This window comes from Polaromonas sp., from assembly GCF_012927415.1.
GTDB lineage: Bacteria > Pseudomonadota > Gammaproteobacteria > Burkholderiales > Burkholderiaceae_C > Polaromonas.
The window spans coordinates 1-14,258 of record NZ_JABBPF010000106.1 but is presented as its reverse complement, the minus strand read 5'-3'; the positions used below and the strand labels follow the sequence as shown (position 1 = coordinate 14,258).

The following is a 14,258-nucleotide window of genomic DNA, read 5'->3' as shown; positions in this document are numbered from 1 at the left end:
GGGCGCCCTGGACTGGGCGCGCCTGATCCTGCGCGAGGACGCGCGCGCCGGCGGGGCCGATCATCTGGCTGAACCTTGGGCCGTACCGCTGGAGGAAGCCCGGCTTTCTACTTTTCTGGCTTCCGACAAAAGCAACCTTTCCGACAGTGAGAACAGCGCCTCCCAGGCATTCCTGTCCGGCTCGATCAATGACCTGCAGGCACGGCTAAACGTGTTTAATCTGGTAGAAGGCGGCAAGGTGTCCGAACTCGCATTGCGCGCCTTCGCCAAACTGTTTGAGCAGCTGGCCCTGCCGCCGGACGAACTCGCGGCAATGGCCGAGAATTTGCGGCTTGCGCTTGACATCACCACCAGCGCCAGTAGTAGCAGCTCATCCCTGATACCGCAGCGCGTGAACCAGCTGGTATGGCTCGGCCTGTCGCCCACCAGCCTTGCCACCCTGCGGCCCTTCATCACACTGTTGCCCGCGCGCACGGCTGTCAACCTCAATACAGCCAGCGCCACCGGGCTGTACGCCAGCATTCCGTCGCTGGACATGGCCCAGGCCCAACGACTGGTGAGCAGCCGGCAGACCCGCCACTTTAGAACGCTGGCCGATGTCACTGCGCTGATTGGAGAACAGAAATCTCCTTTGAATGAGGCTCAACACAGCGTAAGTTCACGCTTTTTCGAGGTGCGCGGGCGCCTTCGGCTGGACCAGTCGATAGTGGAGGAACACTCGGTGGTCCAGCGCGATGGCCTGGAGGTGAAGACCTTGTGGCGTGATCGGGGGCCACCAGAATGAGGGGCCAGCCCCCTACAATGGCGCACTAATTCGACCATGACCACCCTGATCGTCACCCTCCCCCCGACGCTACCCACGGCGGCGACGCCCTGCGAGGGTGTGCTGACTGATGACGGACTTGCCGTGCTGAGCCGCGTGGAAACAACGGTGGCGCTGCTGCCCTCGCCTTCAGGCGGGGAAATCGTGGCCATAGTGCCAATTTCGCGCGTGTCCTGGCACAAGGTCGAACTGCCCCAGGGCGCCATCAGCAGGAGCCTGTTTCAGAACGGCGGCGCGGGTCGGTTGCGGTCCGTGCTTGACGGGCTGCTGGAAGATCGGGTGCTGGACGAAACAGCGCAGCTGCACTTTGCCCTTGAACCACAAGCCCGCTCGGGGACTTCCGCATGGGTGGCAGCCTGCGATCGGGCGTGGTTGCACGCCTGGCTGGCCGAGCTGGAACAGGCCGGACGTGCCGTTGCGCGCATCGTGCCAGAACTGGCACCAGCCCAGGCAAGCACTGCCGACACCGGCGGCAGTGCCTCACTTCATATCATGGGGACGCCAGAAAAAGCCCGCTTGGTGCTTGCCGGTCAGGACGGCGTAACGGTATTGCCGCTTTCGTCGACTACAGCGGCTTTAATGGTCTGGCCCGAAGGCGCTCCGTTAGTGGCAGAACCGGCGGTTGCAGCGCTGGCGGAAGACTATTTCAAGACGCCTGTGACCTTGCAGACGCCTTCCCAGCGCTGGCTGGCAGCGGCGCAGTCCGACTGGGATTTAGCACAGTTTGATCTGCTTTACAACCGCCATGCGCGCATCCGAAAACGCTTGTCAGCGATTGGCAATGCCCTGCTGCAGGCACCGAGATGGCGTGCGGCGCGCTGGGCCACGTTGCTGCTGCTGGTTGTTAATCTGGCAGGCCTTCAGGCCTGGGCCTGGAAAGCGCGATCAGCGCTGGCGGACAAACGCACAGCCATCGGCAACACGTTGACGGCAACCTTCCCGGAGGTGCGGGTGGTGGTAGATGCACCCTTGCAAATGGCACGCTCGCTGGCTGGTCTGCAACGCCGCAACGGTGCCGCCTCACCCGCCGACATGGAGACCATGCTGGGGCAACTTCAAGCTGCAGCTCCTGACATACCTGCACCATCAGCTATAGAATATATAGCTGATGAACTCAGGGTAAAGGGACTGGATGCGGCTGCTCCCGGGTTGAGCGGCATTTCTGCGCGGCTTTTGGCCCAAGGCTACAGTGCCCGGCTTGAAGGTGACAGCCTGATTCTGAAAGAGGAGCGCCGCCCATGAGCCTGCTCGATGCATTCCAGCCAGTAACTGCGCGCTGGACCCAGCTCGCGGAGCGGGAAAAAAACCTGGTCCGGCTGGCGCTCGGGCTGGTATTGGCTACTCTTCTGTGGTTGCTCATCCTTGCACCCGCGCTGACCACGCTGCGCACGGCCGATGCGCAAGCCAAAGTCCTTGACGCGAAACTCCAGCGCATGCAGACACTGCAGGCACAAGCGCAATCCCTGCAAAAGCAGCCCCCGCTCGGGTTTGACGACGCGCTGCGGGCGCTCACCGCCGCCACCAAACAGACGCTGGGAACCTCGGCACAGCTGAATGTGGCGGGAGATCGGGCTAGCGTCACCCTGAAAGGGGCTTCGGCCGACGCACTGGCACAGTGGCTGGTACAGGCACGTGTCAATGCCCGCTCGGTACCGCTGGAGGCCCGGTTGGTGCGTGGCACGGCCACTGGCGCTGCCATCTGGAACGGCGTGCTTGTGATGGGTTTGCCCCAGCGCTAAGACCATGCAACACGCAGCACCACTGCCCCCGGACTCCGCTGCTGCGCCTTGGGGCTGGGCGGTGACGGGTGCGCTGACAGGTTTGCTGCTGGCGCTATTGCTGTTTGCCCCGGCCCGCTGGCTGGGAGCGCTGGTGCAGCAGGCAAGCGGCGAGCGAATAACATTGTTCTCGCCCCGCGGCAGCTTCTGGCAAGGTTCGGCTCAACTGGTGCTTTCGGGCGGCCCGGGCAGCCGGGACCAGGCAGCACTGCCTGGCCACCTTGCCTGGCGCATCCGTCCGGCCTTGACTGGCATGACCCTGCAACTGACCGCCGAATGCTGCACACCGAAAGCCCTGCATCTTGGTGTGACGCCCGTGGGCTGGGGCGGTGTGAGGCTGGTACTGGCTGACGGCCAGTCGAGCTGGCCGGCAGGGCTGCTGGCTGGTCTGGGAACACCTTGGAACACGGTGCAGGCCCAGGGTCAACTCGTCGCTTCCACCGCTGGTTTTCAGGCAGATTGGGTCCAGGGCCGGCTCAGCCTGGCAGGGCGCGTCCAGCTTGACGCGACCCAGATTTCTTCACGCCTTTCCACCCTGCAGCCCATGGGCAGCTATCGTGTCACCCTGCAAGGTGGGCCCAGCTCCACCATACAGGTTAAGACCCTGGACGGCAGTTTGCAACTCACCGGTCAGGGCCAGTGGGTGGGCCAGCACCTGCGTTTCGGTGGCGTGGCAAGCGCCACGCCAGAGACCGTAGAGGCACTTTCCAATCTCCTGAACATCATTGGACGGCGCAGCGGCGCACGCTCCATTATCAACGTGGGTTAACGCCGAATGAAACTTTCAATCTCAAAACCCCGTCAAGTCGCTATAACTTCGATAGCAAGCTGTGCCCTTTTAATATGGACCATGGCGCTTTTTCATTCAAATTCTCAGGCCCAGACACCAGCCGCTGCCCCCAAGCGCGGCGAACCCGTCACGCTCAACTTCGTCAATGCCAACATCGACGCCGTGGCGCGCACCATGGCCACCCTGACGGGGCGCAATGTGGTGGTCGACCCGCGCGTCAAGGGCACGATCACCCTCACCACCGAACGCCCGGTCAGCCCTGCCGTGGCCTATAGCCAGTTTCTGGCAACCTTGCGCCTGCAGGGTTTTACAGTGGTAAACACTGCCGGTCTGGACAAGATCGTGCCGGAAGCAGAGGCCAAGCTGCAGGGTGGCGCCGTCTCCACCGAAGCACCGCTGTCGGGCGGGCAGATCGCCACCACCATCTTCAAGCTCGACTTCGAGAACGCCAACAACCTGCTGCCCATACTGCGTCCGTTGATCAGCCCCAACAACACGATCAATGTCAATCCCGGCAACAACACGCTGGTCATCACCGACTACGCCGACAACCTGAACCGCCTGGGCCGCATCATTGCAGCCCTCGATGTGGCCAACGCCACCGATGTCGAGATCATTCCCGTCAAGAACGTATCCGTCACCGACATCGCGCCGCTTGTCACGCGCCTGCTGGAAAGCAGCACGCCGGGAACGGTGGCGACGGCTGAAGCCAGCTATAGAACCACTGTCATTGCAGAGCCGCGCAGCAACTCGCTGATCGTGCGCACGGCCAACGCGGCGCGCATGGGGCTGGTCAAATCGCTGGTGCAAAACCTCGATCAACCCTTGCTGAACGGGCCCAACGGCGCCGCCGGCAACATTTATGTGGTGTACCTGAAAAATGCCGATGCCACCAAACTGGCGACCGTGCTGCGCGCGGCCCTGACAGGAAATTCGGCAACCAGCTCCGGCAGCCAGGGAGTCGCCAGTGGCTTTGGCAGCCCGGTCAATGCGCTCGGCGCCGGTGCGACATCAGCCAGCGCGGGCGGCGCAGCGCAAAACAGCGCAACCGCTCCTGTCACGCCCAGCGCCGGGCCATCGACGGGCGGCCAAATTCAGGCTGACACGGCCACCAACTCCCTCATCATCACGGCATCTGAACCGCAATACCGCCAGCTGCGCGCGGTGATCGAAAAACTCGACGCCCGGCGCGCCCAGGTTTATGTGGAAAGCCTGATCGCCGAGGTCAACATGGACAAGGCCGCCGAGTTCGGCATCCAGTGGCAAGGCCCCATAGGCGGCAAGGGCGACAGCCTGATCGGTCTGCTGGGCACCAACTTCAGTAGCGGTGGAAAAAACATTATTCAGTCGGCCTTCGCAGCCGCCAGTGGCACCCCCGTGGCACCCGGCGCGGGCCTGAACCTTGGCGTGGCAGCACGTAGCAACGGCGTGTATTTTTTGGGCTTTCTGGCAAACTTTTTGCAGACGACGGGCGCTGGCAACATCCTGTCAACGCCCAACCTGCTGACACTGGACAATGAAGAAGCCAAGATTGTCATCGGCCAGAATGTGCCTTTCGTCACCGGGCAGTTCACAAACACCGGCGGCGGCGGCGGAGGCAACGGCAGCGTCAACCCCTTCCAGACAATAGAGCGCAAGGACGTCGGCCTGACTTTGCGGGTCAAGCCGCAAATCAGCGAAAACGGCACCGTGAAGATGGCCATCTTTCAGGAGGTGTCGAGCGTGCAGCCGGGCTCGGTCAACTCAGCCACCGGGCTGATCACCAACAAGCGCTCCATCGAGTCGAATGTGCTGGTCGAAGACGGCTCCATCATCGTGCTGGGCGGGCTGCTGCAGGACGAGTATTCGGGCAATCAGGACCAGGTGCCGGGGCTGGGTGACGTGCCGCTGTTTGGCAACCTCTTCAAGTCTGAAAGCCGCAGTCGCAAAAAGACCAACCTCATGGTATTTTTGCGGCCGGTCGTGGTGCGCGATGCCGCGGCTACCAACGCCCTGTCGATGGACCGCTACGACATGATGCGCACCAGGCAACAGCAGGCGCAGCCGGTCAACAGCAACCTGCTACCTGTCAATGAGTCTCCGGTCCTGCCCGCGCTCATGCCGGCCCCGCCGGTTACCCAACCTGCCATACAGCAGGTACAACCCGCGCCACCGCCCATGACCGGAAGATAAGCATGCCGACCCTTGCGCAGTATCCCTTGCCTTATGCATTTGCACGTAGCCAGCAGCTGCTGCTCGAAGCGCACGACGGCGAACTCACGCTATGGCTGCACAGCCTCGACGCCGAGGGCGCTGCCGCAGGGCTGAGCGAGGTGATGCGAAAATTCGACGTGCAGCAGGTCAAAACCGAGGCTCCGGAGCTGCTGCAGCAGCGCATCAGCGCCGCCTATGCGCAGAGCGAATCGAGCGCTGCGACGGTGATCAGCGAAGTCGAAAGCGACGTCGATCTTTCGCGCATGATGCAAGCGCTGCCTGCGATCGAGGATTTGCTCGAAACCTCGGACGACGCCCCCATCATCCGCATGCTCAACGCCCTGCTGACCCAAGCCGCGCGAGACGGCGCCAGCGACATCCACATCGAACCCTATGAGCGCCATTCCAGCGTGCGCTTTCGGGTCGATGGCTCGCTGCGCAATGTGGTGCAGCCCAACCGCGCACTGCACGCCGCACTGATCTCACGCCTGAAAATCATGGCCGATCTCGACATCGCGGAAAAAAGGTTGCCGCAAGACGGCCGAATCTCGCTGCGCATTGGCACGCGGGCCGTGGACGTGCGCGTCAGCACCCTGCCCAGCGCCCACGGCGAACGCGCGGTGCTGCGCCTGCTTGACAAAAGCGGCGATCGACTGAACCTGGAAGCCGTCGGCATGCAGGGCGACGTGCTGTCACGCTTCGAACACCTGGTGGCACAGCCGCACGGCATCATCCTGGTGACCGGTCCCACCGGTTCGGGCAAAACCACTACGCTTTACGCCGCCATGGAGCGACTCGACACGCGCCGCCAGAACATCATGACGGTCGAAGACCCGATCGAGTACGAGTTGACCGGTGTCGGCCAGACTCAGGTCAACGCAAAGATCGACCTGGATTTTGCCAAGGCCTTGCGCGCCATCCTGCGCCAGGATCCGGACGTCATCATGATCGGTGAGATCCGAGATTTCGAAACCGCGCAAATCGCCATTCAGGCCTCGCTCACCGGCCACTTGGTGCTGGCCACACTGCACACCAACGATGCCGCGAGCGCGGTGACTCGCCTGACCGACATGGGTATTGAACCGTTTTTGCTCAGTTCCTCGCTGCTGGGCGTGCTGGCGCAGCGGCTGGTGCGCAAGGTATGCGTTCATTGCAAAGGCACGGGTTGCTCAAGTTGCGGACAAACCGGCTACAAGGGCCGCACCGGCGTGTTCGAATTGCTGGCGACCAACGACGCCATACGGGCGCAGATTCATCACCAGGCTTCAGAAGCGGACTTGCGCGAAGCGGGACTAAAAAATGGCATGACGCTGATGCGCGACGACGGCGAGCGGCTGGTGCAAAGCGGCATTACTTCGCGCGAAGAGCTGGTGCGGGTGACCCGCGACTAGAACATGGCCCCCACGCTTTTCACTTCGTGTAATGCGCTGCCCCCCAAGGGGGCGGAACTGCGCTTGGGGCGGCCCTGCGCTTCGTTCATGGCCCCCACGCTTTTCACTTCGCGTAATGCGCTGCCCTCCAAGGGGGCTGAACTGCGCTTGGGACGGCCCTGCGCTTCGTTCATGGCCCCCACGCTTTTCACTTCGCGTAATGCGCTGCCCTTCAAGGGGGCGGAACTCCGCTTGAGGCGGCCCGGCGCTGCGGTCGATGGCCGTCAGCAATCGGGCTGATTAACGAGACCACCATGCCCGCCTATTCATTCGAAGCCCTGAGCGCCGATGGCGCGACCCGAAAAGGCATCATAGAAGCTGACACCGCCCGGTCCGCCCGCAGCATGCTCAGGGCGCAGGCGCTTGTGCCGCTGGCCGTGGCGCTAGTGGGGGCCGGGGTCGGCGGGGCAAAGCGGGCCGACGCTTCGGGCTGGAATGCAACGCTCTGGAGCAAACGTGTTTTTAACGCTACCGCTCTCGCCATCTGGACGCGCCAGATCGCCGGACTGGTGAGCTCGGGCCTGCCGCTGGAGCGCGCGCTCACCGCGCTGGCCGAGGAGTCCGACAGCGAGCCCCAGCGCCAGCTGGTCGCCGGGTTGCGCGCCGAAGTGAACGGCGGTGCGCCTTTTGCCACGGCGCTGGCCCAGCACCCGCGCGAATTTTCAACGACCTACTGCGCTGTCGTGGGCGCGGGCGAACACAGCGGCAACCTTGGCATGGTGCTGGAGCGTCTGGCCGACGACCTGGAGCAAAGTCAGGAACTTAAAGCTCAGCTGGTGGGTGCCGCACTGTACCCGGCCATCGTGACGCTGGTAGCGATTGCCATCGTCATGTTTCTGCTCGGCTACGTGGTGCCGCAGGTGGCCCAGGTGTTTGCCGGCAGCAAGCGTGCGTTGCCGGTACTGACGGTCATCATGCTGGGGCTGGCAAGCTTTGTCCGCAACCAGGGATGGCTAATTCTCTTAGCTATTATTTCAATAGCAGTAGGTGGCCGTATTGCTTGGACCAGCGCCTCATTTCGTGAAAGATTTGATGCCATGTGGCTGACCTTGCCGATTTTGGGAAAACTCGCTCGGGGCTACAACGCTGCCCGTTTTGCCGGCACCCTGGCCATGCTGGCGGCGGCGGGCGTGCCGATTCTCAAGGCGCTGCAGGCGGCGGCCGACACCCTGTCCAATCGCGCCATGCGCGCCGACGCGCTCGATGCCCTGGTGCTGGTGCGCGAAGGCGCGCCGCTGGCCTCGGCGTTGACACATAAAAAGCGCTTTCCTGGCCTGCTCAGCATGTTTGCCAGACTGGGTGAGCAGACCGGACAGTTGCCGCTGATGCTGGATCGCGCCGCCCGTCAGCTCGGCACCGAAGTGCAGCGCCGCGCCCTGCAGCTGGCGACCCTGCTGGAGCCGCTGCTGATTGTGGCGATGGGCCTGGTCGTGATGCTGATCGTGCTGGCGGTATTGCTGCCCATCATCCAGCTGAACCAGCTGGCTAGATAGGCTGGACGCCTGACTCCACGGCAAGATGCAAGATCATGCCTGATGGTATGGAAAGTCCTTCCTTTGAGCTGACGTCAATCAAATAGGCAGTTTGACACCTGGCAGTCCATTCTTTTGTTTCTTCCGGTCTCGTTTTTCGTTTACTTCTGGCCCAAATCGCAGGCGTAGCGTTTTGGCGGGAAAAGTCTGGCGGGTGGTAGCAAGCCTGTTTGTTTTTACGCCTATTGGGACATCAGCTATTTGCCGCTGATGCTGGCGTCCATACTTTTCAATTTCGCTCTCGGCACCGGTCTTGCAAAAGCGCACCCCAAATTGCAGTATCCGGCTTAAGCACGCCACCGAAAGTTCAACAAAAAAAAGCGGTTTTTTCAGACACCGATCCCGTAACCCGCCTACTCGAATTCCCAAATGTAACAACGGAGTTTGACTATGACTCCAGACCAGTGATCCAGAAAATCGGAAACCCGAAAGTCGCTACGCCCAAAAAACTACTTTTTTGATTGCCGCTGACGTCGCGCTTAACAGGAAAAAAGTGCTTTGGCTACAGGACTCATTGGGATACCCAATGCCTCCGCGCAACAAGCCGGCTAGCTTTTCAAGGACGGTTCAGCTTGACCAGCAAGAGGCCCTCAACCCTGGCGGCTGCTTTTTTGCGCTGATTAAAAAGTGGAAACCCGACGATGGGTTGATTACGGTTGTGGAGCGGCACGACAGAAAAGAGCGAAGCGTGCGGTTCACGATCCAGCCAGGCTCGCATTTGATCAACCTGCGCAGTGCACCCGAACGGACCATGGGTGAAATTATTAATCGACTTTGCTTTGATATCGATTTGGAAGGCGCGTGCGCTGGACTGAAATGGGTCACCCCGTCCTTGAGACAGATAGCAGGCGATCAGGCAGCAGGCAAAACTGCGTGGAATGCGATTCAGTTCGGACCAGTCTCGCACGAAGGCCTGATGGCCTCGCTTAAGCCGCTCCAGGCAAATGATTTATGGCTTGCCAACTCAAACTCAAGTGGTGGAGAAATGGCAATAATGCCGTCTTTGGCGTCGTGTCGAATTGTGAAACGTAATGGCAGCTTGCTTGCGTAGCTTTTGCGGCCGCTCGCTGGAACTTTCGTCAGAGTGCCGTCAAGAAGAACGGAATAAACGCCATCTTCGTAAGGGCCAAATTTCCAGCTGAGAAGTTGATGATCAAGGAAAAGCGCAGCATTAAGGGGCTGGCCTGAAACGGCGTGGTCAGCAAAGCTATTGAGCTTGCCCAGCGACTCCTCCCTATTTTGCGTGACATCCCTCGTGCAATTGCAAGACTCTTCATAAGCCAGTATTGTGTTGCCGGCTTTGGCAAATGCGCACAGTGCAGCGCTGTCAACAATCAGCTTTGCAGGTTCCAAGGACTTGTTCACAAGCTGCCTTGTGGCTTGCCGTGCACCATCCAGGACTGTCTTGTAGTAGGACCGGTCCGGCGGCAGTAACAGCGCAGTGCGGTTGTCAAGATGCAGGGCAGCCTGATAAAGGCCATCCTGCATGGCCAGTTGCGGTGCAATACGTTCATGTTCAGCGCGCTGGGCATACAAGGTCAACCCCGTCAACGCGGCAAAGCAGGCCAGCCTTAACGGAACTCCGACCCCATGCTTCCTGAAACTGCTCACAAAAACAGCCAGCAGCGCAGCGCAAGCCCACCACACCAAAAACAGATAGCGGTCGGCTGCATTCAATCCCGGAAAGCGGGTCAAAGGCACCAGCGGGAGCACCAGAAGAGCCAGCGATGCAAAAATCAGCATCCAGGAAAGGCGGCTTCGCCAGGCGGCCAGAAAACCCAGCAACGTCACACCGGCGAAAACAGCGAGATTCAGGCCGCTACGTCTTTCAAGGAAAGAAACTACATCATCCGCTTTTGTCCATCCTGCCAATAGCAACGGAATTGTGAGCAGTTGCCGAATCTGTTCAACCGGGCTGATATCGACGGCAACATAGCCTCCCACCAAGCGCCCCAGAATCGCATAACGCCATGCGGTGTACGCGACGGCCACGGCGACATACGGCAACGCTGCCCTGAGGCGTATCTGGAGGCTCCCCACCGGAAGAAAGGGTAGCAGCAGCACCAGCGGTACAAATACCTCCTTGCAGGTTGTCGCCAGCAGGTAAAAGGCAGCACCCAGCAGATTCAGGCGCAGGCTGCCATCCCTGACACACAAGGTGTAGCAGTGCAGACTGAGCACGGTAAACAGCAACCCCGTTGCATAGTGGCCCGTCATCAGTTGCTGGGCAACATACAGCGTCGGCAAGCCAGTTAAAAAAAGCACCGCCGCCAGCAGCGCTATCAACGGTTCTTGCCATAACCTGATGAGCCGGTATGTTGCAAAGGCCACAGCGCCCAGCAGGGCAATCTGGTGCGCGTAATGCCAGCGCGGCACCATGCCGAAGAGCGCCAGATTGACATCATAAAAAAATGCGTTGTACGGCGCAACATTGGCGTACGACTGCAAGATCGTGATGGAAGGCTGTAAAAAATACTGCCAGGGCGCATAGGTGGCAGCGAACAGAAGATGCGCTCCGTCGTCAAAACGCCAAAAGCCGTTCAGCGCACCATGGTGCAAAGCCAGTGCGGCAAGCGCAAGGACAATCAATGCGCCGCTGTTTTCATGACGTCGAATCACCCGCCGAAAATCGTCAAGCCGTGCTGGGCGACCTATTTCTTTCATTCTGCCCAAGTCCACCGGTGATGAGCCATGAATGTCAACGCCGGGAGGGCGACAAAAACCAGGGCGGTACCAATCAGATAATGCCAGCCCATCATTTCGGCAAACGCAGTACAGGCCGCCGTGATGGCAAGGCCTGCCAGCGAAACCACCAGAAATCGCCGGTAGCGGTCTCCGGTCAAAGGCGTGCCGTAGTTCCAGCGGCTATTGGCCCAGAAAGAAAATGAATTGGCGGCCGCGAAAGCCAGGCAATTGGCCCAGACCGGGAACACGTGAAAAAACTCCACCAGACCTGTAACGACGGACAAGTGAATCAGGGTGTTAAAAATTCCGATCAATGAGAAGCCCGAAAACCGCTTCAGAACTTTATGGGTCGACAAAAATTTAATCACCGGGCGGAAATCCGTGTTTGCTTCGGACGACATAAATGGGCCGCTGCTTGACTTCGCTATAAATACGGCCGATATATTCTCCAAGCACCCCGATCCCTATGAGTTGTACACCCCCCAAAAATAGGATGGCGCTGAGCAAGGAGGGGTAGCCTGGCAGATCCGTACCGGAAATGATGGTGGTGATGACGACCTTCGCAGCGTAGCTCAACGCCACTATCGACACAATTCCGCCAACGTAAGTCCAGATACGAAGCGGAACCGTGGAGAAACTGGTGATGCCTTCCAGGGCGAGGTTCCAGAGCTTCCAGCCGCTGAAGCTTGATTTTCCGGAATAGCGAGGCTCAACCTCGAACTCGACGATGGTGCTGCGAAATCCAACCCATGAAAATATGCCCTTCATGAAACGGCGTCGCTCTGGCAGAAGGCGCAAGGCGTCAACCACTTTCCTGTCGAGCAGCCTGAAGTCGCCCACATCCGGCGGAATGGCATGTTCGGCCAAAGCGTTGTGAAATCGGTAAAACAGAGTTGAAAACCAGCGCTGCGCCCACCGATCGGTATTTCTTGATGATCTGCGGCACAGTACAACGTCGTAACCCTGTTCCCAGCGCTGCAGCATTGTCGGGATGAGCTGCGGTGGATGCTGCAGATCAGCGTCAATTGGAATGACGGCTTTTCCCACCGCAACATCAAGCCCCGCCATCATCGCGGCTTCCTTGCCAAAATTGCGCGACAGGTCGATGACGCGCAAACTCGGGAATCGTCGGCTGGCATCGAGCAAAATCTTCAGCGTGTCGTCTTTGCTGCCATCATTGACCACAATGATTTCATACGACCTGCCGGTGGCGTCAAGCACTTCTACGGCAATGCGCAAAAACAGCTCAATGTTGCCTGCTTCGTTATAAGCCGGAACCACCAGTGAAATATCCAACGTTTCAAGCATTGCTTTGGTTTTCTTTGGACGGCTTGCGCTTCGAGCATTGGATGGCAGCGTTTTAACCCGGTTGAAGCCTTGTTAGCACGGCGTTTTGATAATCCCCAACTTGCCAGGTCGATGCATGGGGCATCAATTTCGTTTTCGACACCAGGAACGAAATTGTTTAATCTACACCAACCTTTCTGCAAGGTCTGCCTTGAAAAGAAACTGGCCGGAGTGAAAGGATTTGAACCTTTAGACTTTGCGTACCGAACGTAGCGCTCAGCTGGTCAAGCTCTGCCCCGCCTTGCATTGATGATCACGAGCGCCTCGCCAGTAATTGGGAAGCCAATTGTTCCAAAGCGTCACTGTAAGGGTTTTGGGCCAGGGTTAGCAAGGCATCGAGAGCGCGCTGCGCCTCTGCGGTTGCCGCATCCCGGGTCGCCTGCAGGGCACCGGTCTGCTGCACGATGGCAACAATCTGCGCCATCTGGTCGGTGCCGCCGGTTTCAATCGCCTGCCGGATCGTCGCCCGCTCGGCGTCAGTGCCGCGCTGCATGGCAATGATGAGCGGCAGCGTCACCTTGCCTTCACGCAGGTCGTCGCCCAGGTTTTTCCCCATTTCCGCCACATCGCCGTCGTAATCAAGCACGTCATCAATCACCTGGAACGCGGTGCCAAGCGCCCTGCCATAGTCGGCGCAGTGTTGCTCGACGACCGGGGAGGAATGTGCCAGCAAGGCTGCCAGCCGGGCGCTGGCCTCGAACAGTTTGGCGGTCTTGGAACGGATCACGCGCAAATAGCCTTCCTCCGACAGCGCCGCATCATGCATGTTCATGAGCTGCAGCACCTCCCCTTCGGCAATCACGTTAGTGGCTTCTGCAAGTGTTTGCATGATGCGCATGTCGCCGACTTCCACCATCATCTGAAAAGCGCGGGAATACAAAAAATCGCCCACCAGCACACTTGCCGGGTTGCCAAACACCTCATTGGCAGTCGAACGGCCGCGGCGCAGCGTCGATTCATCAACCACATCGTCATGCAGCAAGGTGGCGGTGTGAATAAACTCCACCACCGCAGCCAGGTTCAGGCGTTGCTCGCCGCGGTAGCCCAAAGCGCCGCACATCAGCAACACCAGCGCGGGGCGCAACCGCTTGCCACCTGCCGCAATGATGTATTGCGAAACCTCGGAGACCAGCGGCACGTCCGATTGAAGTCTGCGGGCGATGACCACGTCCATCGCGCTCATGTCGTCGGCGATCAGGGCAAGTGCGGCAGCGGTGCTTGAGGAATTGGCAGACAAAGAGAAATCCCGACGTTAAGTGTGCAGAGATTATAGAAAGCCCGACTGCCAGTGCAGGCTTGCGGCCACTCCGCTAATTGCGCTCGACCCGCCCGACTGGTCATTTTTTACGCATCGTGCTAAAATCGTGGGCTCTGTGGAAATCCGTCCGCAGAACTCAATTTACGAGGTCTTACATGTACGCGGTCATAAAAACCGGTGGCAAACAATACAAAGTTGCTGCTGGAGAAAAAATTAAAGTAGAACAGATTGCTGCGGACGTAGGCCAAGAGATCGTTATTGACCAGGTATTGGCTGTCGGAGAAGGCAGTTCAATCAAGGTTGGTACGCCCTTGGTGCTAGGTGCAACTGTTACAGTCACAGTCATTTCCCACGGCAGGCACGACAAGGTTCGCATCTTCAAGATGCGTCGTCGCAAGCACTACCAAAAGCGCCAGGGACAC

At 59.6% G+C, this 14,258-nt stretch carries 14 protein-coding genes; 8 read left to right on the top strand and 6 right to left on the bottom strand.

What is annotated here, in order from left to right:
- The 6 genes from gspK to HHJ19_RS10685 form a co-directional block, all read left to right on the top strand.
- Positions 1-784, top strand: a 784-nt coding sequence (gspK, locus tag HHJ19_RS10710) for a type II secretion system minor pseudopilin GspK (RefSeq protein WP_296907006.1), incomplete at its 5' end; no start/stop codon positions are given.
- A 36-nt stretch (positions 785-820) separates the two neighbouring features.
- Positions 821-2,065: a type II secretion system protein GspL gene (gene gspL / locus HHJ19_RS10705; protein WP_296907003.1), complete on the top strand. Its 1,245-nt coding sequence runs from the start codon at positions 821-823 to the stop codon at positions 2,063-2,065.
- The gene (gene gspM, locus HHJ19_RS10700) at positions 2,062-2,562 is read left to right on the top strand and encodes a type II secretion system protein GspM (protein WP_296906999.1); all 501 of its coding nucleotides are present in this window, start codon (positions 2,062-2,064) and stop codon (positions 2,560-2,562) included. Before gspL ends, gspM begins: the two co-directional genes overlap by 4 nt.
- 4 nt (positions 2,563-2,566) lie before the next feature.
- Entirely contained in the window at positions 2,567-3,370 is an 804-nt protein-coding gene (gspN, locus tag HHJ19_RS10695) for a type II secretion system protein N (RefSeq protein ID WP_296906996.1), read from the top strand.
- Positions 3,371-3,451: 81 nt separating this feature from the next.
- Positions 3,452-5,563, top strand: coding sequence for a type II secretion system secretin GspD (gene gspD / locus HHJ19_RS10690; protein WP_296906993.1), 2,112 nt, complete (start codon positions 3,452-3,454; stop codon positions 5,561-5,563).
- 2 nt (positions 5,564-5,565) lie between these two features.
- On the top strand, positions 5,566-6,975 hold the full coding sequence (locus HHJ19_RS10685) for an ATPase, T2SS/T4P/T4SS family (RefSeq protein WP_296906991.1): 1,410 nt from the start codon (positions 5,566-5,568) through the stop codon (positions 6,973-6,975).
- Here HHJ19_RS10685 and HHJ19_RS10680 read toward each other — a convergent pair.
- Positions 6,972-7,148 (bottom strand): hypothetical protein, encoded by a 177-nt coding sequence (locus HHJ19_RS10680; RefSeq protein ID WP_296906988.1) that lies wholly within the window; start codon positions 7,146-7,148, stop codon positions 6,972-6,974. The genes HHJ19_RS10685 and HHJ19_RS10680 overlap by 4 nt on opposite strands.
- 120 nt (positions 7,149-7,268) lie before the next feature.
- Here HHJ19_RS10680 and gspF point away from each other — a divergent pair, with 120 nt between their 5' ends.
- On the top strand, positions 7,269-8,507 hold the full coding sequence (gspF, locus tag HHJ19_RS10675) for a type II secretion system inner membrane protein GspF (RefSeq protein ID WP_296906986.1): 1,239 nt from the start codon (positions 7,269-7,271) through the stop codon (positions 8,505-8,507).
- Positions 8,508-9,102: 595 nt separating this feature from the next.
- Here gspF and HHJ19_RS10670 read toward each other — a convergent pair.
- From HHJ19_RS10670 to HHJ19_RS10650, 5 genes are all read right to left on the bottom strand, one after another.
- The gene (locus HHJ19_RS10670) at positions 9,103-9,453 is read right to left on the bottom strand and encodes a hypothetical protein (protein WP_296906983.1); all 351 of its coding nucleotides are present in this window, start codon (positions 9,451-9,453) and stop codon (positions 9,103-9,105) included.
- Positions 9,432-11,165, bottom strand: a complete 1,734-nt coding sequence (locus tag HHJ19_RS10665) for a hypothetical protein (protein WP_296906980.1) — start codon at positions 11,163-11,165, stop codon at positions 9,432-9,434. Before HHJ19_RS10665 ends, HHJ19_RS10670 begins: the two co-directional genes overlap by 22 nt.
- Before the next feature lie 41 nt (positions 11,166-11,206).
- Positions 11,207-11,632: a GtrA family protein gene (locus tag HHJ19_RS10660; protein WP_296907009.1), complete on the bottom strand. Its 426-nt coding sequence runs from the start codon at positions 11,630-11,632 to the stop codon at positions 11,207-11,209.
- Positions 11,592-12,539 carry a glycosyltransferase family 2 protein gene (locus HHJ19_RS10655; protein WP_296906978.1) on the bottom strand — a complete coding sequence of 316 codons (948 nt, stop codon included), beginning with the start codon at positions 12,537-12,539 and terminating at the stop codon, positions 11,592-11,594. Before HHJ19_RS10655 ends, HHJ19_RS10660 begins: the two co-directional genes overlap by 41 nt.
- A gap of 292 nt (positions 12,540-12,831) precedes the next feature.
- Entirely contained in the window at positions 12,832-13,815 is a 984-nt protein-coding gene (locus HHJ19_RS10650; protein WP_296906975.1) for a polyprenyl synthetase family protein, read from the bottom strand.
- A gap of 176 nt (positions 13,816-13,991) precedes the next feature.
- Between HHJ19_RS10650 and rplU the strand changes: the two genes are divergently transcribed.
- Positions 13,992-14,258 (top strand): 50S ribosomal protein L21 (rplU, locus tag HHJ19_RS10645; protein WP_296906972.1); only part of this gene is annotated, 267 nt, incomplete at its 3' end.

Excerpts from the sequence above, each read along its gene's own strand:
- gspL (WP_296907003.1), top strand. The coding sequence starts at position 821 with ATGACCACCCTGATCGTCACCCTCCCCCCGACGCTACCCACGGCGGCG.
- gspM (WP_296906999.1), top strand. The coding sequence starts at position 2,062 with ATGAGCCTGCTCGATGCATTCCAGCCAGTAACTGCGCGCTGGACCCAG.
- gspN (WP_296906996.1), top strand. The coding sequence starts at position 2,567 with ATGCAACACGCAGCACCACTGCCCCCGGACTCCGCTGCTGCGCCTTGG.
- gspD (WP_296906993.1), top strand. The coding sequence starts at position 3,452 with ATGGCGCTTTTTCATTCAAATTCTCAGGCCCAGACACCAGCCGCTGCC.
- HHJ19_RS10685 (WP_296906991.1), top strand. The coding sequence starts at position 5,566 with ATGCCGACCCTTGCGCAGTATCCCTTGCCTTATGCATTTGCACGTAGC.
- HHJ19_RS10680 (WP_296906988.1), bottom strand. The coding sequence starts at position 7,148 with ATGAACGAAGCGCAGGGCCGTCCCAAGCGCAGTTCAGCCCCCTTGGAG.
- gspF (WP_296906986.1), top strand. The coding sequence starts at position 7,269 with ATGCCCGCCTATTCATTCGAAGCCCTGAGCGCCGATGGCGCGACCCGA.
- HHJ19_RS10660 (WP_296907009.1), bottom strand. The coding sequence starts at position 11,632 with ATGTCGTCCGAAGCAAACACGGATTTCCGCCCGGTGATTAAATTTTTG.
- HHJ19_RS10655 (WP_296906978.1), bottom strand. The coding sequence starts at position 12,539 with ATGCTTGAAACGTTGGATATTTCACTGGTGGTTCCGGCTTATAACGAA.